The sequence below is a fragment of the Mesorhizobium sp. LMG 17147 genome (assembly GCF_024297145.1).
Classification (GTDB): Bacteria; Pseudomonadota; Alphaproteobacteria; order Rhizobiales; family Rhizobiaceae; genus Mesorhizobium.
Window position 1 is genome coordinate 284,205 of record NZ_JANCTC010000006.1, and the last position, 20,443, is coordinate 304,647.

Annotated in this window: 21 protein-coding genes and 1 tRNA gene; 16 read left to right on the top strand and 6 right to left on the bottom strand. The window is 62.1% G+C overall.

The annotated features are described in order from the left end of the window. Positions 1 to 161 precede the first annotated feature (161 nt). The 7 genes from NMG46_RS14480 to NMG46_RS14510 all read left to right on the top strand — a co-directional run bounded on the left by NMG46_RS14480 (position 162) and on the right by NMG46_RS14510 (position 6,892). Positions 162 to 383: a twin-arginine translocase TatA/TatE family subunit gene (locus NMG46_RS14480; RefSeq protein WP_254818320.1), complete on the top strand. Its 222-nt coding sequence runs from the start codon at positions 162 to 164 to the stop codon at positions 381 to 383. Positions 384 to 411: 28 nt separating this feature from the next. Further along, entirely contained in the window at positions 412 to 1,098 is a 687-nt protein-coding gene (gene tatB, locus NMG46_RS14485; RefSeq protein ID WP_254818321.1) for a Sec-independent protein translocase protein TatB, read from the top strand. Further along, positions 1,095 to 1,958, top strand: coding sequence for a twin-arginine translocase subunit TatC (gene tatC / locus NMG46_RS14490; RefSeq protein ID WP_254818322.1), 864 nt, complete (start codon positions 1,095 to 1,097; stop codon positions 1,956 to 1,958). Before tatB ends, tatC begins: the two co-directional genes overlap by 4 nt. A gap of 413 nt (positions 1,959 to 2,371) precedes the next feature. Further along, the gene (gene serS / locus NMG46_RS14495) at positions 2,372 to 3,676 is read left to right on the top strand and encodes a serine--tRNA ligase (protein WP_254818323.1); all 1,305 of its coding nucleotides are present in this window, start codon (positions 2,372 to 2,374) and stop codon (positions 3,674 to 3,676) included. Next, the gene (gene surE, locus NMG46_RS14500) at positions 3,676 to 4,434 is read left to right on the top strand and encodes a 5'/3'-nucleotidase SurE (protein ID WP_254818324.1); all 759 of its coding nucleotides are present in this window, start codon (positions 3,676 to 3,678) and stop codon (positions 4,432 to 4,434) included. Before serS ends, surE begins: the two co-directional genes overlap by 1 nt. After that, positions 4,431 to 5,096, top strand: coding sequence for a protein-L-isoaspartate(D-aspartate) O-methyltransferase (locus NMG46_RS14505; protein ID WP_254818325.1), 666 nt, complete (start codon positions 4,431 to 4,433; stop codon positions 5,094 to 5,096). The genes surE and NMG46_RS14505 overlap by 4 nt, the downstream gene beginning before the upstream one ends. A gap of 263 nt (positions 5,097 to 5,359) precedes the next feature. Then, the gene (locus tag NMG46_RS14510) at positions 5,360 to 6,892 is read left to right on the top strand and encodes a peptidoglycan DD-metalloendopeptidase family protein (protein ID WP_254818326.1); all 1,533 of its coding nucleotides are present in this window, start codon (positions 5,360 to 5,362) and stop codon (positions 6,890 to 6,892) included. A 97-nt stretch (positions 6,893 to 6,989) separates the two neighbouring features. On the opposite strand, the gene NMG46_RS14515 is transcribed toward NMG46_RS14510, so the two are convergent. Together NMG46_RS14515 and NMG46_RS14520 are read right to left on the bottom strand one after the other, a co-directional pair. Continuing rightward, entirely contained in the window at positions 6,990 to 7,865 is an 876-nt protein-coding gene (locus tag NMG46_RS14515) for an ATP-binding protein (protein ID WP_254818327.1), read from the bottom strand. Positions 7,866 to 8,013: 148 nt separating this feature from the next. Next, positions 8,014 to 8,250: a hypothetical protein gene (locus NMG46_RS14520; protein WP_254818400.1), complete on the bottom strand. Its 237-nt coding sequence runs from the start codon at positions 8,248 to 8,250 to the stop codon at positions 8,014 to 8,016. Here NMG46_RS14520 and yajC point away from each other — a divergent pair. From yajC to NMG46_RS14545, 5 genes are all read left to right on the top strand, one after another. Beyond that, entirely contained in the window at positions 8,156 to 8,497 is a 342-nt protein-coding gene (gene yajC / locus NMG46_RS14525; RefSeq protein WP_254818328.1) for a preprotein translocase subunit YajC, read from the top strand. The two genes, NMG46_RS14520 and yajC, sit on opposite strands and share 95 nt — an antisense overlap. Before the next feature lie 76 nt (positions 8,498 to 8,573). Further along, positions 8,574 to 9,620: a hypothetical protein gene (locus NMG46_RS14530; RefSeq protein WP_254818329.1), complete on the top strand. Its 1,047-nt coding sequence runs from the start codon at positions 8,574 to 8,576 to the stop codon at positions 9,618 to 9,620. A gap of 88 nt (positions 9,621 to 9,708) precedes the next feature. Further along, on the top strand, positions 9,709 to 12,261 hold the full coding sequence (gene secDF / locus NMG46_RS14535) for a protein translocase subunit SecDF (protein ID WP_254818330.1): 2,553 nt from the start codon (positions 9,709 to 9,711) through the stop codon (positions 12,259 to 12,261). Positions 12,262 to 12,276: 15 nt separating this feature from the next. After that, positions 12,277 to 12,666, top strand: a complete 390-nt coding sequence (locus tag NMG46_RS14540; RefSeq protein WP_254818331.1) for an Mth938-like domain-containing protein — start codon at positions 12,277 to 12,279, stop codon at positions 12,664 to 12,666. A gap of 1 nt (position 12,667) precedes the next feature. Further along, positions 12,668 to 13,519 (top strand): phytoene/squalene synthase family protein, encoded by an 852-nt coding sequence (locus tag NMG46_RS14545; RefSeq protein ID WP_254818332.1) that lies wholly within the window; start codon positions 12,668 to 12,670, stop codon positions 13,517 to 13,519. Between the two features lie 27 nt (positions 13,520 to 13,546). Here the strand turns inward: NMG46_RS14545 and trmFO are convergent, their stop codons facing one another. The 3 genes from trmFO to NMG46_RS14560 form a co-directional block, all read right to left on the bottom strand. Further along, positions 13,547 to 14,956, bottom strand: a complete 1,410-nt coding sequence (trmFO, locus tag NMG46_RS14550) for a methylenetetrahydrofolate--tRNA-(uracil(54)-C(5))-methyltransferase (FADH(2)-oxidizing) TrmFO (protein ID WP_254818333.1) — start codon at positions 14,954 to 14,956, stop codon at positions 13,547 to 13,549. Between the two features lie 372 nt (positions 14,957 to 15,328). Continuing rightward, complete coding sequence (locus NMG46_RS14555) at positions 15,329 to 15,469, bottom strand: DUF1127 domain-containing protein (RefSeq protein ID WP_254818334.1); 141 nt, start codon at positions 15,467 to 15,469, stop codon at positions 15,329 to 15,331. Between the two features lie 48 nt (positions 15,470 to 15,517). Beyond that, positions 15,518 to 15,658: a DUF1127 domain-containing protein gene (locus tag NMG46_RS14560; protein ID WP_254818335.1), complete on the bottom strand. Its 141-nt coding sequence runs from the start codon at positions 15,656 to 15,658 to the stop codon at positions 15,518 to 15,520. 222 nt (positions 15,659 to 15,880) lie between these two features. On the opposite strand from NMG46_RS14560, the gene NMG46_RS14565 reads away from it, so the two are divergent. Next, positions 15,881 to 16,999: a DUF2157 domain-containing protein gene (locus NMG46_RS14565; RefSeq protein ID WP_254818336.1), complete on the top strand. Its 1,119-nt coding sequence runs from the start codon at positions 15,881 to 15,883 to the stop codon at positions 16,997 to 16,999. Continuing rightward, positions 16,996 to 17,580, top strand: coding sequence for a GDYXXLXY domain-containing protein (locus NMG46_RS14570; RefSeq protein ID WP_254818337.1), 585 nt, complete (start codon positions 16,996 to 16,998; stop codon positions 17,578 to 17,580). Before NMG46_RS14565 ends, NMG46_RS14570 begins: the two co-directional genes overlap by 4 nt. A 92-nt stretch (positions 17,581 to 17,672) precedes the next feature. Here NMG46_RS14570 and NMG46_RS14575 read toward each other — a convergent pair. Next, positions 17,673 to 17,757: transfer RNA gene (locus NMG46_RS14575), tRNA-Leu, on the bottom strand. A gap of 342 nt (positions 17,758 to 18,099) precedes the next feature. Here NMG46_RS14575 and tig point away from each other — a divergent pair. Next, positions 18,100 to 19,575, top strand: coding sequence for a trigger factor (tig, locus tag NMG46_RS14580; protein ID WP_254818394.1), 1,476 nt, complete (start codon positions 18,100 to 18,102; stop codon positions 19,573 to 19,575). Between the two features lie 161 nt (positions 19,576 to 19,736). Then, the gene (locus tag NMG46_RS14585) at positions 19,737 to 20,258 is read left to right on the top strand and encodes a hypothetical protein (RefSeq protein ID WP_254818338.1); all 522 of its coding nucleotides are present in this window, start codon (positions 19,737 to 19,739) and stop codon (positions 20,256 to 20,258) included. Positions 20,259 to 20,443 lie beyond the last annotated feature (185 nt).

Here is a 20,443-nt window from a genome sequence, read left to right on the forward strand (position 1 = left end):
AGCCACAGGCAGGATGGAACTGCGCCGATTGGTAGCGGGCCGCCGTGCCGAAAGTGCGTGACTTCGGCGACTCATTCATGAACTCTGTCGCAGTTCTGTTTGAATCCGAACCCGAAAGCGCATAGATCAGCGTCTGGGAAACCGTTCGAGAGAGATTTGCTATGGGTTCATTTTCGATTTGGCACTGGATGATCGTTCTGGTGATCGTGCTGCTGGTCTTCGGCCGCGGCAAGATCCCCGAGCTGATGGGCGACATGGCCAAAGGCATCAAGAGCTTCAAAAAGGGCATGGCGGACGACGAGACTGCTGAGGACAAGCGCACCGTCGAACACCGTGCCGACGAAACCGTTTCGGTACCGAAGGAAAAGGCCAGCAAAGGCTGAGCCCAAACTTTAGTCGGAACGTATAGCCATGTTCGAAGTCGGCTGGACCGAGATGCTGGTGATCGCGATCGTCATGATCGTGGTCGTCGGGCCCAAGGATTTGCCCAACATGCTGCGCACCTTCGGTCGCACGACGGCGAAGCTGCGCGCCATGGCTTCCGATTTCCAGCGGCAGTTCAACGACGCGTTGAAGGAAGCCGAACTCGACGACGTCAAGAAGTCGGTCGATTCGCTGAGAAGTCTCAATCCGGCAGCCGAGATCAGGAAGCAGCTCAATCCATTCGAACAGGCCGCCGCCGACGTCCGTTCCGGCGTCGATGCCGTGATGAAACCCAAGCCGGCCGTCGATGCCGCCGCTTCGACGGAGCAGGCAGCCGAGCCGCTGAACAACGGCGCAACGACGATGCCGGGCGTCAGCCCGCCGGAGCCGACGCCGGCCACGCCGATCTTTCCGGCGATGACGGACGAGTCCGTCGTGGCGCCGGCCGTGCAGGCGCAAACGGCTGCGGCGGCAGTGCCGCAAAAAGCATCTGCGGCAAGGAAGAAGCCGGCGCCCGCGAAAGCCGCGACCGCCGCGCCGGCCAAGCCGGCAAAGACCGCTGCGCCAAAGGCCGCCGCAAAAGCTGAGCCGAAACCGCAGTCGTCAGCAGCGAAGAAGCCGGCGTCAGCAGCGAAGAAGCCGGCCGCCAGGAAAACGGCGGGAGCCGCCAAGTGAGCGTTTCGGACAAGGAAAAGGACGAGATCGAAAAATCGTCGGCTCCGCTGATGGAGCACCTGATCGAGCTGCGCCGGCGGTTGATCTGGTCGATCGGCGGTTTTTTCGTCGCCTTCCTGGTCTGCTTCTTTTTCGCCAAGCGGCTGTTCAACCTTCTGGTCATTCCGTTCAAATGGGCCACGCAATGGGCCGGGCTCGACCCGCACAAGGTCGAGCTGATCTATACGGCGCCACAGGAATTCTTCTTTACCCAGGTCAAGCTCGCCATGTTCGGCGGCATGGTCATAGCCTTTCCGCTGATCGCCACGCAGATCTACAAATTCATCGCGCCCGGCCTCTACAAGAACGAACGCAATGCCTTCCTGCCGTTCCTGATCGCCTCGCCGATCCTGTTCCTGATGGGCGCGTCGCTGGTCTATTTCTTCTTCACGCCGATGGTGATGTGGTTCTTCCTCGCCATGCAGCAGACCGGCACCAATGACCAGGTGCAGATTTCGCTGCTGCCGAAAGTGTCCGAATATCTCAGTCTGATCATGACGCTGATCTTCTCCTTCGGCCTGGTGTTCCAGCTGCCGGTAGTGACAAGCCTGATGACACGGGTCGGCATGCTGTCGTCCACGGCCCTTGCCGAGAAGCGCAAATGGGCCATCGTCATCGCCTTCGTCGTGGCGGCGGTGCTGACGCCGCCCGACCCGATGAGCCAGATCGGCCTCGCTATTCCGACGATCCTGCTCTACGAGGTCTCGATCTGGTCGGCCCGGCTGATCGAGCGCAGCAAGGAGCGCGACCGTGTGGCTCGCGAAAAACAGGACGCCACGGAAGAGGTGGCCGACAAGCCGGCGGACGCGTCATCGACGTAGGTTCGGTTGAAGCGGACAGCATCTTTCTTCCGGCCGCTGCAACTTTGTTCTTGCTTTGTGCCGGCAGCTATGCTACTAATTTGGCTATGGTGCCAATTGGCTCCAAAAACCCGCCCACTCAGGGCGGGTTTTTTTGTTTCTTCCTTTTGAAGTTCCGGTGTTGCCGCCTGAGGTCGGCGGGACAGCGCCCCCCTCTGTCCTGCCGGACATCTCCCCCACTTGGGGGAGATTGGCAACTTCGCCGATGGCTTGCTTTTTCAGCGCCGGAGATTGGCGAAAGCCGCAGTGATGGCCGATCTCCCCACCCGTGGGCAAATGTCCGGCAGGACAGAGGGGGGCGCGAAGGAACTCTGCCTTGACGCCTTGCATCAATGCGGTTTACCCCCTCTGGCCTACTCAAGGACGAACAGACCATGCTTGACATCAAATGGATTCGCGACAACCCGAAGGCCCTTGTCGAAGCGCTCCAGAAGCGCTCGTGGTCGGCTGAGGATGCGCGGTCCACGATCGACGACCTGATCGCGGCGGATGAGGCGCGGCGCGAGCATCTGACCGAGCTGCAGGCCAGACAAGAACGCCGCAACGCCGCCTCGAAGGAGATCGGCAATGCCATGCGCTCGGGCGACGCCGCTCTTGCCGAAAGGCTGAAGGCCGAGGTCGGCGAGATCAAGGCCTTCATCCAGAATGGCGAGGCGCGCGAGCGCGAGCTCGACAAGGCGCTGAACGATGTGTTGGCAGTGCTGCCAAACGTGCCGTTCGACGACGTGCCGGTCGGCAAGGACGAGCACGACAACGTCGTCAAGCGCGTCGTTGGCGAGGTGCTGACGCGGCCGAACTGGGTGAAGGAGCATTTCGAGATCGGCGAAGCGCTCGGCATGATGGATTTCGAGCGGGCAGCACGGCTTTCCGGCTCGCGCTTTACCGTGCTCAAAAGCGGCCTGGCGCGGATGGAACGCGCGCTCGGCCAGTTCATGCTGGATCTGCACACCACCGAGCACGGCTATGTAGAGATCCAGCCGCCGTTGATGGTGCGCGACGAGGTGCTTTTCGGGACCGGGCAACTGCCGAAATTCGAGGCGGATTTATTCTTCGTTCGGCACGGGGACGGCAGGCTTGGCCTGATCCCAACCGCCGAAGTGCCGCTCACCAATCTCGTTCGCGACGAGATCACGCCGCACGAAAAACTGCCGCTGCGCTATACGGCGCTGACGCCGTGCTTCCGCTCCGAGGCGGGCTCGGCCGGGCGCGACACGCGCGGCATGCTGCGCCAGCACCAGTTCTACAAGGTCGAACTGGTGTCGATCACCGACCAGGAGACTTCGGTTGCCGAGCATGAGCGCATGACCGAATGCGCCGAGGAGGTGCTGAAGCGGCTCGGCCTGCCGTTCCGCACCGTGACGCTGTGCACCGGAGACATGGGCTTTGGCGCGCGCAAGACCTACGACATCGAGGTCTGGCTGCCCGGCCAGAATGCCTATCGCGAGATATCGTCGTGCTCGGTATGCGGCGATTTCCAGGCGCGGCGCATGGACGCCCGCTACAAAGACAAGGACGGCAAGGGCAACCGCTTCGTCCACACGCTGAACGGTTCTGGCACCGCCGTCGGCCGCGCTCTCATTGCCGTCATCGAGAATTACCAGAACGAGGACGGCAGCGTAACCATTCCTGAAGCGCTTCGGCCTTACATGGGCGGTCTGGAAAAGATCGAATCGAGATAATGCGCATCCTTCTGACCAACGACGACGGCATCCATGCCGAGGGCCTTGCATCACTCGAACGCATCGCGCGCACGCTGTCGGACGACGTCTGGGTGGTGGCACCGGAACAGGATCAGTCCGGCTATGCGCATTCGCTGTCGATCTCGGAGCCGCTGCGGCTCAGGAAAATCGGCGAAAAGCACTTTGCGGTGCGCGGCACGCCGACCGACTGCGTCATCATGGGCGTGAAGAAGATCCTGCCCGAAGCACCTGACCTGATCCTGTCCGGCGTCAATTCCGGCGCCAACATCGCCGACGACGTCACCTATTCGGGCACGGTCGCCGGCGCCATGGAAGGCGCGCTGCTCGGCGTGCGCTCGATCGCCATCAGCCAGGCCTATTCCTATGTTGGCGAGGACCGCGTCGTTCCCTACGAGACCGCCGAAGCGCTGGCGCCGGCGCTGCTCGAAAAGCTCGTCGCCATGCCGTTGCCGGACGGCGTGCTGCTCAACGTCAATTTTCCGAACTGTGCGCTGGAAGAGATCGCCGGAACTGTAGTCACTTCGCAGGGCAAGCTGGTCCACAGCCTGTGGGTCGACGAGCGGCGCGACGGGCGCGGCCTGCCATACTATTGGCTGCGCTTCGGCCGCGAGCCCGTCGAAGGCAAGCAAGGCACCGACCTCCATGCCTTGCGCAATCGATTGGTGTCGGTGACGCCGCTGCAGCTCGATCTCACCGCGCATGAAATCCGCGATCAACTGGCCAAGGCGCTCGCATGAACTCGAACCACGCTGCAACGGTCGACGAGCGCGAAGGTTTCGCTGCCTTCCTGCTTCGCCTGCGCGGCAGGGGCACGGTGCCGAAGGCGCTGATCGCCGCCTTTGAGGCGACGCCGCGCCGCGGCTTTCTGTCTCCGCATTTTCACGCCATAGCCTGGTCGGACCGCATGCTGCCGATCGAATGCGGCGAGGCCATCGAAGGCGCCGACCTGCAGGCGGCGGTGATCGCGGCACTTGCCATCGAGCCGGGCAACCGGGTGCTCGAGATCGGCACCGGGTCGGGCTACACGGCGGCGGTGATGTCGCGGCTTGCCGCGCGGATCGTCACCATCGACCGTTACAAGACGCTGGCCGAACAGGCCCGGCAGCGCCTTGAGGCACTCGCCATCGGCAATGTCATCGTGCGTCAGGCGGACGGTTCCAACGGGCTGGCCAACGAAGCGCCGTTCGACCGCATCGTTGCCTGGGCGGCCTTCGACAGCCTGCCGCGCTTTCTCCTCGATCAATTGTCGAGCGGCGGCATCGTCATCGCGCCGATCGGATCCGACGAGGGCGAGCAGGTGCTGGCCAAGCTTACCAAGGTCGGCAGCCGCTTCGAACGTGAGGATATCGGCCTGGTGCGCCTGCAGCCGATCCTGCACGGTGTTGCCGCCGTCATCTAGGCTGTGTCGATATTCAGGTGAGGTCGGCCTGCAAATGGCGGCTTCCTCCGCTTCCGGTGCTCACGTACCCAAAAGTACGCTCCGCTCCGGTTCTCGGAACCCAACATTTTCGGCTCGGCCTGACCTGAATCTCGGCACACCTGGCGCCCGGATCCTGGAATATTTTAAGAAAATTTGCGCCTGATTCTACAGGTTTAACCGACCGGTAACATTAACGCGCTTTAATCACACTCAGTTGTACCGGGTCTGTGCGGGTTAGTGCGATGCAATTCAGTGTTTTGAAGGCAAACGGACGCAATCTGGCGCGTGGCTGCGCCGTCCTCATGATCGCAGGCGCTGCGACGGGGTGTAGTTCCCAGGTGGCGCGGTTCAACAGCGTCGACGACGTGTTCACCGCCTCGACCAACAACCAGCGCGCCATCATCGACAAGCAGGATGCTGCCCAGCCCTATCCGGGCGATGTTGCGGCCGCGCCGATCGACGGCAGCCACACCCAGTCGGTCAGCCGCTCAAGCCTCGAACCGGTCACGGCACAGCAGTTGCCACCGCCGGCTCCCGCCCTGGCACCTGCCGCCCGGCCGGTGCGTACCGCTGCCGCGCCGGCCCTGGCGCCTGCCGCTCCTCGTGTCGACAGGACGGCAACCGGCACCGTCGCTCCGGCGGCAAGGCCGTTCAAGAACGCCGAGCCCGACGCGCCGCGCATGGCGACGGCCGCCGGCGCGCCGCATGCAACCGAGATCGTCGTCAAGGACGGCGAGACCATTTCCGGCCTGTCACGGCGCTACGGCGTGCCGGCCGATGCCATCATGAAAGTCAACGGGCTGAGCGCGACCAAGGGGCTGAAGACCGGCCAGAAGCTCGTCATCCCGGCCTATGCGTATTCGAGCAACGGCGCCGCGCCGAAAGTCGCCGACGCCAAGCCCGCGAACGGCACCAGGCACGACCAGCCGGCCGAAGCGCCGGCGAAGGTGGCCGTGCTGCCGCAGCAACCGAAGCTCAGGGAAGGCAAGTCTGCCGCGCAGGTGGACGCCTCGGCTGCCGCGAGCCAGCCGAAGGATGGAAAGACTGCGGCGAAGGTGGCTTCGGCGACGGCCAAGCCGGCCGGTGCCGGCGGCACTTACACGGTTCAGCAAGGCGATACGCTGTCCGCCATTGCCAGAAAGACCGGCGTCGGCGTCGTTGCGCTGAAGCAGGCGAACGGCATGCAGGATGGACTGCTCAAGATCGGCCAGACCCTGAAAGTTCCGGCAGGCGGAACCGCTGTCGTCGCCGGCGTGAAACCGGCAAAGGTCGATCCGGTGACGACGGCCACCACCCAGCCGCCGGCCAAGACCACGCCGACGCAGACGCTCGCCTCCTACACGCCGCCGAAGAAGGATGCGAAAGTCATCCAGCAGGCCGAGGACGACGATGCGGTGGCGCCGGACGCGACCGGCATCGGCAAGATGCGCTGGCCGGTGCGCGGCCGCGTGATCTCAAGCTTCGGCGGCGGCAAGGACGGCGTCGACATTGCCGTGCCCGAGGGGACGCCGGTCAAGGCGGCTGAAAACGGTGTCGTCATCTATGCCGGTGACGGCCTCAAGGAATTCGGCAACACGGTGCTGGTGCGGCATGAAAACGGTCTGGTCACTGTCTACGGCCACGCCAGCTCGATCGAGGTGCAGCGCGGCCAGAAGGTCAAGCGCGGCCAGGAAATCGCCCTGTCCGGCATGAGCGGCACCACCGACTCGCCGAAACTGCATTTCGAAGTGCGCAAGAACTCGGCGCCGGTCGATCCTTCGACCTATCTCGAATAGACGACGAAAAGCGATTTGCGGGCCACCTGACCTTCAGCCCGCCGAGGAAGTCCGCTCCGCAAGGTGCGGGCTTCTTCTGCTGTTAGCCCTTGAGCAGCTAATCCTTCAGCGGCTTGCCGAGCCTGCCAGCCAGGTCCTGGGTGAACTGCCAGGCGACGCGGCCCGAACGGCTGCCGCGCGTCGTCGCCCATTCCAGCGCCTCGGCGCGCAGCGTCTCGGGATCGATGGCGAGATCGTGATGGCGGACATAGCCGTCGATCATGTCGAGATATTCGTCCTGCGAACATTTGTGGAAGCCAAGCCACAGGCCGAAGCGGTCCGACAGCGAAACCTTCTCCTCGACCGCTTCGGACGGATTGATCGCCGTCGAGCGCTCATTGTCGATCATGTCGCGCGGCAACAAATGCCGCCGGTTCGAGGTGGCGTAGAAGATGACGTTGGCCGGGCGGCCCTCGACGCCGCCTTCAAGTGCTGCCTTCAGCGATTTATAGGACGTGTCGTCATGGTCGAATGACAGGTCGTCGCAAAACAGGATGAAGCGGAAGGGCGCTGCCTTCAGCAGGCTCATCAGCTTCGGAAGCGTGTCGATGTCTTCGCGATGGATCTCGATGAGCTTGAGCGGCAGGTCGAGCTTGGTCGAAGCGTTGACCGCGGCGTGCACGGCCTTGACCAGCGACGATTTGCCCATGCCGCGCGCGCCCCACAACAGCACGTTGTTGGCGGCATAGCCGGAGGCGAAGCGCTCGGTGTTGTCGACCAATATGTCGCGGACGCGGTCGACCCCGCGGATCAGGCCGATGTCGACGCGGTTGACCTTGAGCACCGGCTCCAGATAGCCGGGGTCGGCCTGCCAGACGAAGCAATCGGCGTCGCCGAGGTCGGTTTGCGGCACCGGCGGCGGCGCGAGGCGGGCGATCGCCTCGATCAGACGGTCGAGCTTCTGGCTCAGGATATCGATGGTGCTGTCGGTCATCTCTCGTCTTTTTGTTTCGCATTCGGGACGGTGCGGCAGGCCAACCTACCTGATTTCAGCGGTTTCGAAACTCGTCCCAAGCATTTGTTCGGGCATCATCTTTTGCGAAAACCGAGCGTCGCTTTTCGGGATCACCCTCTAACACGGCTCACCAGGCCGGAAAAGCAGCCGATTTGCCCGGCCGCGCAGTTGCATTGGCAACGTTACCGACTATATTCCGGCCAAATTTGGCGGGGCCGTCAAATTCCCAGAACGGTTTGCGGCTGTTTTTAAAATTCAGGAGTACCTCGATGTTCGTGACACCGGCATACGCCCAAGGCATCGGCGGGGACTCGTCCGCAATGTTTATCCAGATCGTGCCGTTTGCTCTGATTTTCGTGATCATGTATTTTCTGATCATCCGGCCGCAGCGTACGCAGCTGAAGAAGCGCGGCGAGATGCTGGCGGCGGTTCGCCGTGGCGACACGGTCGTCACCGGCGGCGGCTTTGTCGGCAAGGTGACCAAGGTGATCGACGACAACGAGCTCGAGATCGATCTCGGCGGTGGCACCAAGGTGACGGCGCTGCGATCGACAATCGCCGACGTGCGCGTCAAGGGCGAGCCGGTGGCGAACCAGAACGCCAAGAAATAACCGAATTGTCGGCGGAACGATCCGCGGGCAGGGCTCTGACGAACGACGGCATATGTTCCACCTTTGGCGCCTGAAGATGATCCTGAAGTGGCTTGCCTTGGCCGGCACGGTTGTCTTCCACGCGACTAATATCTTCGCCGCCGGTTTGCATACCACGCGACCCGAATGGCTTGCCGAAAGCCAGTCAATAGTTGAAGCAAGCCAGCAAGATGGTCCACACATCCTGCTCAGGTTGGATGTGACCGACGTGATCGAGGGCCGGCTGAAAGCGACACGCGACGAGGTCCGGTCGCTGCTACGCGAAGCAAGGATCGGCTATACCGGCCTTGCCAGTTCGGCTCGGACCGTTCAGGTGCACATAACAGATCCGGCTCAGCTTGACCTCGCCAAGGCGGCAATCAAAACGGTGACCGATCCTGTCGCGGACAGCGGCGTCCAGGAAATGACCCTGGACGACAGTGAGCCCGGCCTGCTCAAATTCACCGTAACGGATGCAGGTTTGAAGTATCGAACTTCGGCCGCGCTTGCACAGTCGGTCGAAGTCATCAAAGATCGTATCCGCGACCTGGGCGCCACCCACCCGGTGGTTCGGTCAACGAATGAAGACGGCATATTGGTCCGCACGTCGGGCGTTGCCGATCCGCAAAGGCTAGGACAAATTCTCACCCGGCCCGGTCACCTGAGCTTCCAACTCGTTGATCTGTCGATGCCAGTCGACGAGGCAATCAGCGGCCGCCCGCCCGTCGGCTCGGCGGTTTTTTATTCGATGGACGATCCTCCGGTTCCCTACTTGATCGAAAATCGGGTTATCCTTTCAGGTAAAAATGTGCTGGATGCGCAAGCAACCCGCAATTTGGCGACCGATGAACGCGTCGTCTCATTCCGGCTTGATTCCCGGGGTACGGCGCGTTTCAAATGGGCTACGACGCAATATATCGGCAAGCCATTTGCGGTTATATTAGACGATAAGGTTATTTCGGCGCCTGTTATCCGAGAGCCCATTGAAGGCGGCACCGGTCAGATATCGGGAAATTTCACCGCTGAAAGCGCCAATGACCTCGCCCTGCTGCTGCGCACCGGCCCCTTGCCAGCAAGATTGACAATCGCCGAGGAAGCACGATAGGGCCGGCCGTGGTCAGAATTAGAAATATGCCCGCAAACCGACCGATGGCGGAATGCTGCCGCTTGTACGCCTGAACGGATAAGAACTGATGCTTTATTTTTCGCGCTTCAAGATGATCCTGATCTGGCTGGCCGTGGCCGCCACAGTGGTCCTCGCTGCGCCCAACCTTTTTTCCGCCAGCACGCTGGCCAAGTTGCCCGACTGGGTGCCGAAGCGGCAGATGACGCTCGGCCTCGACTTGCAGGGCGGCTCGCACATCCTGCTCAGGATGGATCCGAACGATCTGATCAAGGATCGGCTGGAGACGACGCGCGACGAAATCAGGACGCTGCTGCGCGATGCCAAGATCGGCTATACCGGCCTTTCCGGAACGGGCCGCACGGTGCAGGTCCGCATCACCGATCCCGCACAGATCGACGCTGCCAAGACAGCCTTGAAACCATTGACCAATCCGGTGGCCGCAGGCCTGTTCAGCGGCGGCTCCATCCAGGAGATGACGCTGGATGATTCCGAGCCCGGCCTGCTCAAATTCTCCGTCACCGATGCGGGGATCAAATATCGCACCTCGACGGCGCTGACGCAGGCGATCCAGGTTGTCGAGCGTCGTGTCAACGAACTCGGCACCACCGAGCCGATCGTGCAGCGCCAAGGCGACGACCGTATCCTGGTGCAGGTGCCTGGTCTGCAGGATCCGCAACGGCTGAAGGAAATTCTTGGCCAGACTGCCAAGCTGACCTTCCAGATGGTCGACCAATCGATGCCGGTGCAGGACGCTCTGAACGGCCGTCCGCCGCCGGGATCCTCGGTGCTGTATTCGCAGGACGACCCGCCGGTTCCGTACCTGATCGAGAACCGCGTCATCGTTTCCGGCGAAAACCTCGTCGATGCCCAGGCGACCTTCAACTCCCAGACCAACGAGCCGGTTGTTTCGTTCCGGTTCGATTCGAAAGGGGCGCAGCGGTTCGGCCAGGCGACCGCACAGAACGTCGGCAAGCTGTTTGCCATCATCCTCGATAATCAGGTGATTTCGGCGCCGCAGATCCGGGAACCGATCCCGGGCGGCACCGGACAGATATCGGGGAATTTCACCGCCGAGAGCGCCAACGACCTCGCCGTGCTGCTGCGCGCCGGCGCCTTGCCAGCGACGCTGACGGTGATCGAAGAGCGGACGGTGGGGCCGGGACTTGGCCAGGATTCCATCCATGCCGGCAAGGTCGCCGGCATCATTGGGTCGATCCTGGTGGTGGCATTCATGTTCGTCGCCTACGGCTTCCTCGGCTTCCTCGCCAACATCGCGCTGGCGGTGCATGTGGCGATGATCGTCGGGCTGCTGTCGCTGCTTGGAGCGACACTGACCCTCCCCGGTATCGCCGGTATCGTGCTGACCATCGGCATGGCGGTCGATTCGAACGTTCTCATCTATGAACGCATCCGCGAGGAGCGACGTGCCGGCCGCTCGGTCATTCAGGCAATCGATACCGGTTTCAGCAAGGCGCTGGCGACCATCGTCGATTCCAACGTGACCTCACTGATCGCGACCGTGGTGCTGTTCTGGCTCGGAACCGGGCCGGTGAAGGGCTTTGCCGTCACCTATGCCATCGGCATCCTGACCACGGTCTTCACCGCCTTCACCTTCACACGCCTGCTCGTGTCGATCTGGCTTCGCCGCGCCCGTCCGAAGGAGTTGCCGCGGGCGCCTGTGACGTTCATTCCACCAGGCACGAAAATTCCGTTCATGGGTATCCGCCGCTGGACGTTCACACTGTCCAGCGTGCTTTCGGTGCTGTCGGTCATCGGCTTCATGACCATCGACATAAATTACGGCATCGATTTCAAGGGCGGCTCACTGATCGAGGTGCAGTCCAAGGCCGGCAATGCCGATCTGGCCGACATCCGCGGCAGGCTGACGGAACTTAATATCGGCGAGGTGCAGGTTCAGCAGTTCGGCGAACCGAACGACGTGCTGATCCGCGTCGGCACGCAGGCGGGCGGCGAGAACGCTGAGCAGACCGTCATCGACAAGGTGCGCGGCGAGCTGCAGGATCAGTATGATTTCCGCCGCGTCGAAGTGGTGGGGCCGACGGTCTCGGGTGAGCTTGCCAAGCAAGGCACCATCGCCATGCTTATCGCGCTGCTCGGCATCCTGATCTATGTCTGGTTCCGTTTCGAATGGCAGTTCGCGGTCGGCGCCATCGTTGCGACCGTGCACGACGTGGTCATGACGATCGGCTTCTTCGTTATCACCGGCCTGGAATTCAACCAGTCGTCGCTGGCGGCGATCCTCACCATCATCGGTTATTCGCTCAACGACACCATCGTCGTCTATGACCGCGTTCGCGAGGATCTGCGAAAATACAAGCGAATGCCGCTGCCGCAACTGCTGAACAACGCCATCAACGAGACGCTGTCGAGGACGACGCTGACCTCGGTGACGACGATCCTGGCGTTGCTGGCGCTGGTGCTGTTCGGCGGCGAGGTGATCCGCTCGTTCACCATGGCGATGCTGTTCGGCGTCGTGTTCGGCACTTATTCGTCGATCTTTATCGCCGCGCCACTGCTTATCCTGTTCAAGCTGCGGCCGCAGGCCACAGCGTCCGATGAGGAAAAGCCGGTGGGCGGCGGCAAAGCCATAGCTACCTGACGGCTTGCCTCAAAAGTGGCCAAGGGCATCGTCATACGCGAGGCGCATTTCCCAGGCCGCGCACCGATCGAGGCTTACGGCAATGGCGGTTTCCGCTTTGCCGACATGTCGCATCGCGGCTCGCTGCTGTGCCTGCCTTCTGGCATCTATGGCTGGGAGCCGGCCGATCCGTTGGCGCTGACGGCAGCGGATTTCGTCAAGCTGTTCAACGAGGCCGCCAAGGTTGAGATCCTGCTGGTCGGCAGCGGCAAGGATCTGAGGCCATTGCCTGCAGCGCTGCTGGCCGCGCTGAAAGAAGCGGGCATTTCCGCCGATCCGATGTCGACGGGAGCGGCGGTGCGGACCTATAATGTGCTGCTGGCGGAAGACCGCGCCGTGGCCGCAGCACTCATCGCCGTCGACTGACGTGGCCGAAAACACCAAAGTCGTCATGGAGACGGTGCGTGCCGCCGACCATCACCGCTATCTCAGCGTGCTCTATGCGCCCGAGAACAAGCGCGACGCGCTGTTTTCGCTCTATGCCTTCAACGCCGAAATCGCCGGCATTCGCGATCGCATCCACGAGGCGCTGCCGGGCGAGGTGCGGCTGCAATGGTGGCGAGACGTCATCGCCGCCGAAGAGCATCGGGCAAAGGTCGGCCATCCCGTGGCGGACGCGCTGAGGGCGACCATTTCCGCTCACCGCCTGCCTAAGGCCGCCTTCGAGAACATGCTCGAAGCGCGCATCTTCGATCTCTATGACGATCCGATGCCGTCGCGCACCGATCTCGAAGGCTATTGCGGCGAGACTGCCGCAGCACTCATCCAGCTTGCGGCGATGGTGCTCGATTCGGTCCAAGCACCACGCTTTGCCGAACTTGCCGGCAGGGCAGGTTGTGCGCAAGCGATGACCGGTCTCCTGCTTCTGTTGCCGCTGCATCGCAAGCGGGGACAGTGCTTTGTCCCGGCCGATATTTTGGCGGCGGCGGGATCGTCGCCGCAAGAATTCGTTGCGGGCGACGGCGGGCCGGGCGCGGAACGCGCGGTCGCCGCGATGATCGCGCTGGCACGCGAGCATCTTTCCGCTTTCGAGCAGGGGGCGTTCGCTCTGCCGGTTTCACTGCGCCCGGCCTTTCTGCCGCTGGCTCTGACGCGCGCCTATCTCGACAAGATGGACGGCTCCCGCCATTCACCGCTTGATAGCGCGGTGCGGCTTTCGGCCTTGCGCCGGCATTGGCTCTTGTTCCGGCGCGCGACACGGGGCTGGCCGGTCGCATAGTTGGCTGCCGCGTAGCCAACCCGACCGTTATTCCGCAGCTTGCGCTGTTGCAGGCAGCCCCAGCCATTCGCGGCAGTCGGCCAGCGCGCGCGATGTCACCGCGTGCCGCTTGGCGACCGTCTTGTCCTTGCCGCGCAGCCGCTTGCCTTCGATCTTTGGCGCCTCTACAGGCGGGAACAGGCCGAAATTGACGTTCATCGGCTGGAAGGATCGCTTTCCCGGCTCGTCGTCGGAGACAATATGGCCGCCGGTGATGTGGTTGAGCAGCGCGCCGAAAGCGGTGGTCAAGGGCGGCAGGGACGGCGCATGGCCAAGCCTTTCGGCGGCGGCGAAACGCCCGGCGAGCAGGCCGATGGCGGCACTCTCGACATAGCCCTCGCAGCCGGTGATCTGGCCGGCAAAACGCAAGCCGGGCCGCGACTTCAACTGCAGCGAAGCGTCGAGCAGCGTCGGCGAATTGATGTAGGTGTTGCGGTGCAGGCCACCGAGGCGGGCGAATTCGGCGTGTTCCAGCCCGGGAATGGTGCGGAATATGCGCACCTGCTCGGCGTGCTTCAGCTTGGTCTGGAAGCCGACCATGTTATAGAGCGTGCCCAGCGCATTGTCCTGGCGAAGCTGAACGACGGCATACGCCTTTACAGACGGATTATGCGCATTGGTCAGTCCCATCGGCTTCATCGGCCCGTAGCGCAATGTCTCGACGCCGCGCTCGGCCATCACCTCGATCGGCAGGCAGCCGTCGAAATAGGGCGTGCCTTCCCATTGCTTGAATTCGGTTTTCTGGCCGTGGACCAGCGCCTGCACGAAGGCAAGGTACTGTTCCTTATCCATCGGGCAGTTGATGTAATCCTTGCCGGTGCCGCCGGGGCCGACCTTGTCGTAGCGCGACTGGAACCAGCAGATGTCCATGTCGATTGTGTCGAAATGGACGATCGGCGCGATGGCGTCGAAGAAGGCGAGCGCGTCGGCGCCGGTTGCTTCCGCGATCGACTGGGCGAGCGAAGGCGCGGTCAGCGGGCCGGTGGCAACGATCGCCTGGTCCCAATCCGCCGGCGGCAGGCCGGGCACTTCCTCACGCTGGATGGTGATGAGCGGGTGGGCTTCGAGCGTTCTGGTCACCGCGTCGGAAAACCCGTCGCGGTCAACGGCAAGCGCACCGCCGGCCGGCACCTGGTGAGCATCGCCGGCGCTCATGATCAGTGAACCGGCCAGCCGCATTTCGGCGTGCAGCAGGCCGACGGCATTGGTTTGCGCATCGTCGGAGCGGAAGGAATTGGAACAGACGAGCTCGGCCAGCCCGTCGGTCTTGTGCGCGTCGGTGCCGCGGACGGGACGCATTTCATGCAGGACAACGGGAACGCCGGCTTCGGCCGCCTGCCAGGCGGCTTCGGAGCCGGCAAGTCCACCGCCGATAACGTGAATGGGGTTCTTGTCCATGAGCGCCGAAATAGTCGCTTGGCGCAAGGATTGCAATTGCCACGCGGGAGAATGGCTGACGGGGGAAGCCGCCTCAAAACAACAACACCCGCCGGGGGAGGAGGTCCGGCGGGTGTCGTTTTGTTGGTCGATCCTCGGGAGGAGGTGAAGATCGACCGTATTCGTCATTGCCGGGGAGGAGGTCGGCTTTGACGAAATTCTTTTCGCCATTTGAAGGGCGCGAAACCCTTTTAGAAATAACCTGGAAACAACGCCCGCCGGGGGAGGAGGTCCGGCGGGCGCCGTTTTTGTGGTCAACCCTCGGGAGGAGGTGAAGGCTGACCGTATCCGTCAGGGTCGGGGAGGAGGTCGACCCTGGCGAAATTCTTGTGGTTAGATCGCCTTGCGAGCGATCATCTTGATTTCGTCGCGGACGATGCCGAGATCGTTGAGCTGGCGGTTCGACAGGCGACCCAGCTCGGTAACCGTCTCGCGGTAGACGCGCCAGTTACGATAGTTGCGGATCAGGTTCATTGTCGTTCTCTTTTCAAAACTGGTTCGGACCATTTGCGGCCCGAAGGATTAGACCGACTTGCGGGCGACGTAGTGAATGTCGCTGCGGCTGATGCCGAGATCGGTCAGTTCACGGGTGCTCAGGCGGCTCAGCTCGGACACGGTGTCCCTATAGCGGCGCCAGTTGCGATAGTTGCGGATCAGGTTCATGGTAGTCTCGTTTCGTCTTTCTTTCGGATCATTCCGTCTTTGTGTGCACCGTGAAAATAGGTGGGGTCATATCGATTTAAAAGCGCTATTGGTGCATGGCAGCAATGCAAATTGTGCAATGCAACATTAACGCGCGTGCGGTTTTCCGCCCAGATCGGAAAATGCCGTTAGGTCAAACGCTTGGCCGGACAAGCTGAAAGGACCAAGCAGAGGGGGAGGGGCATGGCGAGCTATTCGTCACGGGTCAGGTCGGATATCGCACGATGGCAACAGGCCGGCCTGATCGACGCGCCGACAGCCGTTGCGCTGACGCGCGACGTCGAGGCAAACGAACGCAAATCGCTGAGTTTCGGCTCGATCCTGGCGATGATGGCGGCGCTGCTGTTCGGCGCCGCTATCCTGATCTTCATCGCCGCCAACTGGGAAGTCATCCCGCGGTTGGTGCGGGTCGCGGCACTTTTTGCCGTTATCCTTGCCGGCTATGTCGGCGGGGCGGTGCTGAAGATGCGCGACCATGCGGCGATCGGCGAGGCGCTGTGGATCGTCGCGGCAGCAGCGTTCGGCGGATCGATCGCGCTGATCGGCCAGATGTATCATTTGTCGGGCGACGAGGCCTCGGCCTTGATCACCTGGGGCGCCGGCACGGCGCTCGCGGCGGTGGCGCTGCGCTCAAACCCGCTGACCGTCGCTGCCGTCGGCATCGCCGATGCCTGGCTGTTCCTGAGAGGGTTCGACTACTTCCGGCGCACGGAATTTCCGCATCTCTTCGTGGTCATGGCAGTAATTCTGTTCGCCGTTTCGTTCTGGACGCGCAGCCAGGCGGCGCGCCACCTGATCATCCTGTCGGTCCTTTTCTACCTCGTGCTGTTGGCCATGGAATACGACACGCTGCAAGTCGCCATCCCGCTCGTTGCCGCGTCGGTGCTGCTTTTTACCGCTGCGATCTTTGCTGCCGGGCCGGTCGAGAGGGTTTTGCAACTCGGCGGCAGGTTATCCTTGCACGCGCTGATCGGCTTTCTCACCGGCCTGGCGATGATCCAATTCGAACTGGCGGATGAAAGCAGCTACAATAGCGGCTTCGCCATTGCCTCGGCTGTTGCGCTGGCCGGCATCGTCGCGGCGATCGTGCTGGGCGGCCGCGAGAGCCGCGGACTGCGCTGGGTTGCCTATGCGGGCTTCGCCTTCGAACTCGCCATCATTTATGTGGTGATGCTGCAATCAATGCTCGACACGGCAGGCTTCTTGCTTGCGGCGGCGGTGCTTCTCGCCGTTCTTGCTTTCATTATCATCCGCGTAGAAAAGCGTATGAACGCCTCGAACATGACAGGAGCGGCGGCATGATGACCGGCAAAAGACTGATCGTCTCGGCGCTGGTCCTGGCGCTCGTCCAGATCGGCTTTCTGAGCTGGATCATCGCCGGACGCGCGGCGATCCTGCGCGATGGCAAGCAGGTCCTGCTCAGGGTCGAGCCGATCGATCCGCGCGATCTCTTGCGCGGTGACTACATTCTGCTCGGCTACGATATTTCGCGCATACCGGTGAAACTGATCGGCAATATTCCGGCCGGCAAGCTTTCCAGCGAGGAAACGTCGATCGTGGTCAGGCTGAAGCAGGGCGGTGATGGCTATTGGGGGCCGACCGCGGCTTGGTTCGGGCAAGCGCCGGCGCCGGCAGCATCCGGCGAAGCCGATATCGTCGGACACGTCTCCGAGGGCTGGGATATCAGCCAGGGAGCAACGACGATCGCGCCGGAGTACGGCATCGAGCGCTTCTATCTGCCGGAAGGCGAGGCGATAGCGATCCAGAACGACATGCGGGTGCGGCCGTTCGGCATCCGCGTGGCGATCGCGGCCAACGGCACGGCGCAGATCAAGGCGCTGGTGGACGGCGACAAGACACTGTTCGAGGAGCCGCTTTATTAGATCGCGCTACTGCCTTGCCAATGACCCTCCTTCGCCAGGGCTTCAGAGGAGCTTCGAGTGGCCTGCCACCCGAAGCTCGAAGAGCGAAGGGATGGTGCGGATGAAGGGACTCGAACCCCCACGCCTTTCGGCACTGGAACCTAAATCCAGGGCGTCTACCAATTCCGCCACATCCGCATTGCCCGGCCAATCCCATGTAGCCATCATTCTGTCAATGTCAGAGCTCACATCGGCATCATTGGCCGGAATGCAAAGATGGTTGAAAATCAGCGTCGCCTGTGACAAAAGGCGTGTCGAATGTGACGGGACGCGACGATCCGCTTCTGCAGAATGTGATAAGAAGTAGGAAAAACAAAGACTTATTCACATTTTGGAGCGTATTTCTGGAGGATTTGTGCCGCGTTGAGCGGACAGATCGCCAAGTCCGCACCAAAAGCCATTCCCGGCAAGATCATACCGGCAGGCTGTAAGCGGCAGGGGCCGTTTGACTGCCTCATTGGTGGAAACAAAGGTTTTATGATGCAGGTCACCGAAACGCTCAACTCCGGTCTCAAGCGCGAGATCAAGATCACCGTGCCGGCTGGTGACATGGAAGCCAAGCTGATGGCGCGGCTCTCCGATGCCAGAAACAAGGTCCGCATCAACGGCTTTCGCCCCGGCAAGGTGCCGGTGCAGCATCTGCGCAAAGTCTACGGCAAATCGTTCATGGCCGAAGTGGTCAACGAGATCCTCAACGATTCGACCCGTTCGATCATCACCGGGCGCGGCGAAAAGGCTGCCATGCAGCCCGAAGTGATCATGACCGAGGACGAGAAGGAGGCCGAGAAGATCCTGGCAGGAGGCGCCGATTTCGAGTTCCGCCTGAACTATGAGGTCATACCGCCGATCGAGATCAAGGATTTCTCCGACATCAAGGTGACGCGCCAGGTGTTCGACGTGCCGGATGAAGAGATCGATGAGCAGGTCAAGCGTGTCGCTGAATCCGCCCGCACTTACGAGCCGAAGACGGGCAAGGCCGCCGAGGGCGACCGCGTGACGATCGATTACGTCGGCAAGATCGACGGCGAAGCCTTCGGCGGCGGCGCCGGCACCGATCAGCCGTTGGTGCTCGGCTCGAAGGAATTCATCCCCGGCTTCGAGGACCAGCTGGTTGGCAGCAAGGCCGGCGACGAGAAGCAGGTCACGGTTACCTTCCCGGAAAACTACCAGGCGGCGCATCTGGCCGGCAAGGAAGCCACTTTTGACGTGACGGTCAAGGAAGTGTCGAAGCCCGGCGCACTTGAGATCAATGACGAGATGGCCAAAAATCTCGGCCTGGAATCGCTGGAGCGCCTGCGCGAGGTGGTGCGCGGTCAGATCGAGAACCAGTTCGGCTCGATAACGCGCCAGAAAGTCAAGCGGCAGTTGCTCGACCAGCTCGACGCTGCCTACTCGTTCGAGGCGCCGTCCAAGCTCGTCGAGGCCGAGTTCAACAACATCTGGAACCAGGTCAATCGCGATCTCGAAGCTGCCGGGCGCACCTTTGCCGACGAAGAGACGACGGAAGAAGAAGCGCGTGCTGAATATATGCGGCTTGCCGAGCGCCGCGTGCGTCTCGGCCTGGTTCTCGCCGAAATCGGCGAGAAGGCCGGCGTCACCGTGACGGACGAGGAACTGCAGCGCGGCCTGTTCGAGCAGGTACGCCGCTATCCGGCCAACCAGCAGCAGGAAGCCTTCGAATTCTATCGCAACAATCCCGAAGCGCTGAACACGTTGCGCGCGCCGATGTTCGAAGAGAAGGTGGTCGACCATCTGCTCGGCCAGATTTCGGTCACCGATGTCAAGGTCAGCAAGGAAGAGCTGCTGGCCGACGACGAGGATACGGAGACAACCAAGGCCAAGCCGGCGAAGAAGGCGGCTGCGAAAAAAGCGGACGCAAAGAAGGCCGACGACGACGCCGAAGAGCCGAAGAAAAAGGCCGCGCCGAAGAAGAAGGCCGCCAAGGACGCTGAATAACGTTCCTGCTGAATTCCGAAAGGCCGCCTTCTCGAGGCGGCCTTTTTCGTTGTGGCGCAGACGCAACGGATTTCACGTATCTGGCGGTCGAGGTAGCGATACGAAGCTTTGATGATTATCTGCGCTGGGTTGCGAAATCGCAGCGGTTGTTGGAGGCATCGTTGAGACAGTTCTTCGGTATCGGAAGCGTGGCGGCGGCGTTCCTGCTTGCGTCGGTCTTCGGCATTGCCCAGGCTGATACGGTTCTCGCCAACTGGCGGTTCGACAAGAGCAGCGATGGCCTTGTCACCGCCTCGCTTTACGCGACCAACAAGCTCATCACCGGCGGCGGCGCATTGAGCTACAGCCCGGTGTTGACGATCGCCTGCCGGACAGCCGGCGAACCGCGTTGGAGCGAATGGCTGCAACTGAGCGACACCGTTTCCGCCAGCAGAACCATCGCCATGTCGGTGACTGTCGACCAATCCGCCAAGCTCAACGAAAGCTGGTCGGTCGGGCCGCACAGCAGGATGCTGGTCCGCGACGGTGCCGACGGCATCAGGCGACTGATTTCCGCGGACCGGCTGCTGCTGTCCTGGCGGTTCGGGCTGCTGTCGGGGCGCGGCAAAGCCGAGTTTGACCTCGCCGGAGTTGAAGAGGCGGTCGGCCGGATCGCCACCACCTGCAACACCAAATTGCCTTGAGCGGATTGTCCGCATTAATCCATTGCATGATCGAACTCTACCTGCCGGCCGGGTTCCGTGGTATGTAGGTGCCGCAACTCCAGGCAGTGGATATCCGTTCTGCCATTCAAGAGCGCATGCCAGCGGACTAAATGTCGGCCTGCGCAGGTCAGCCAGGGCAAATTGGCGATCAGGGAGGAAATGCC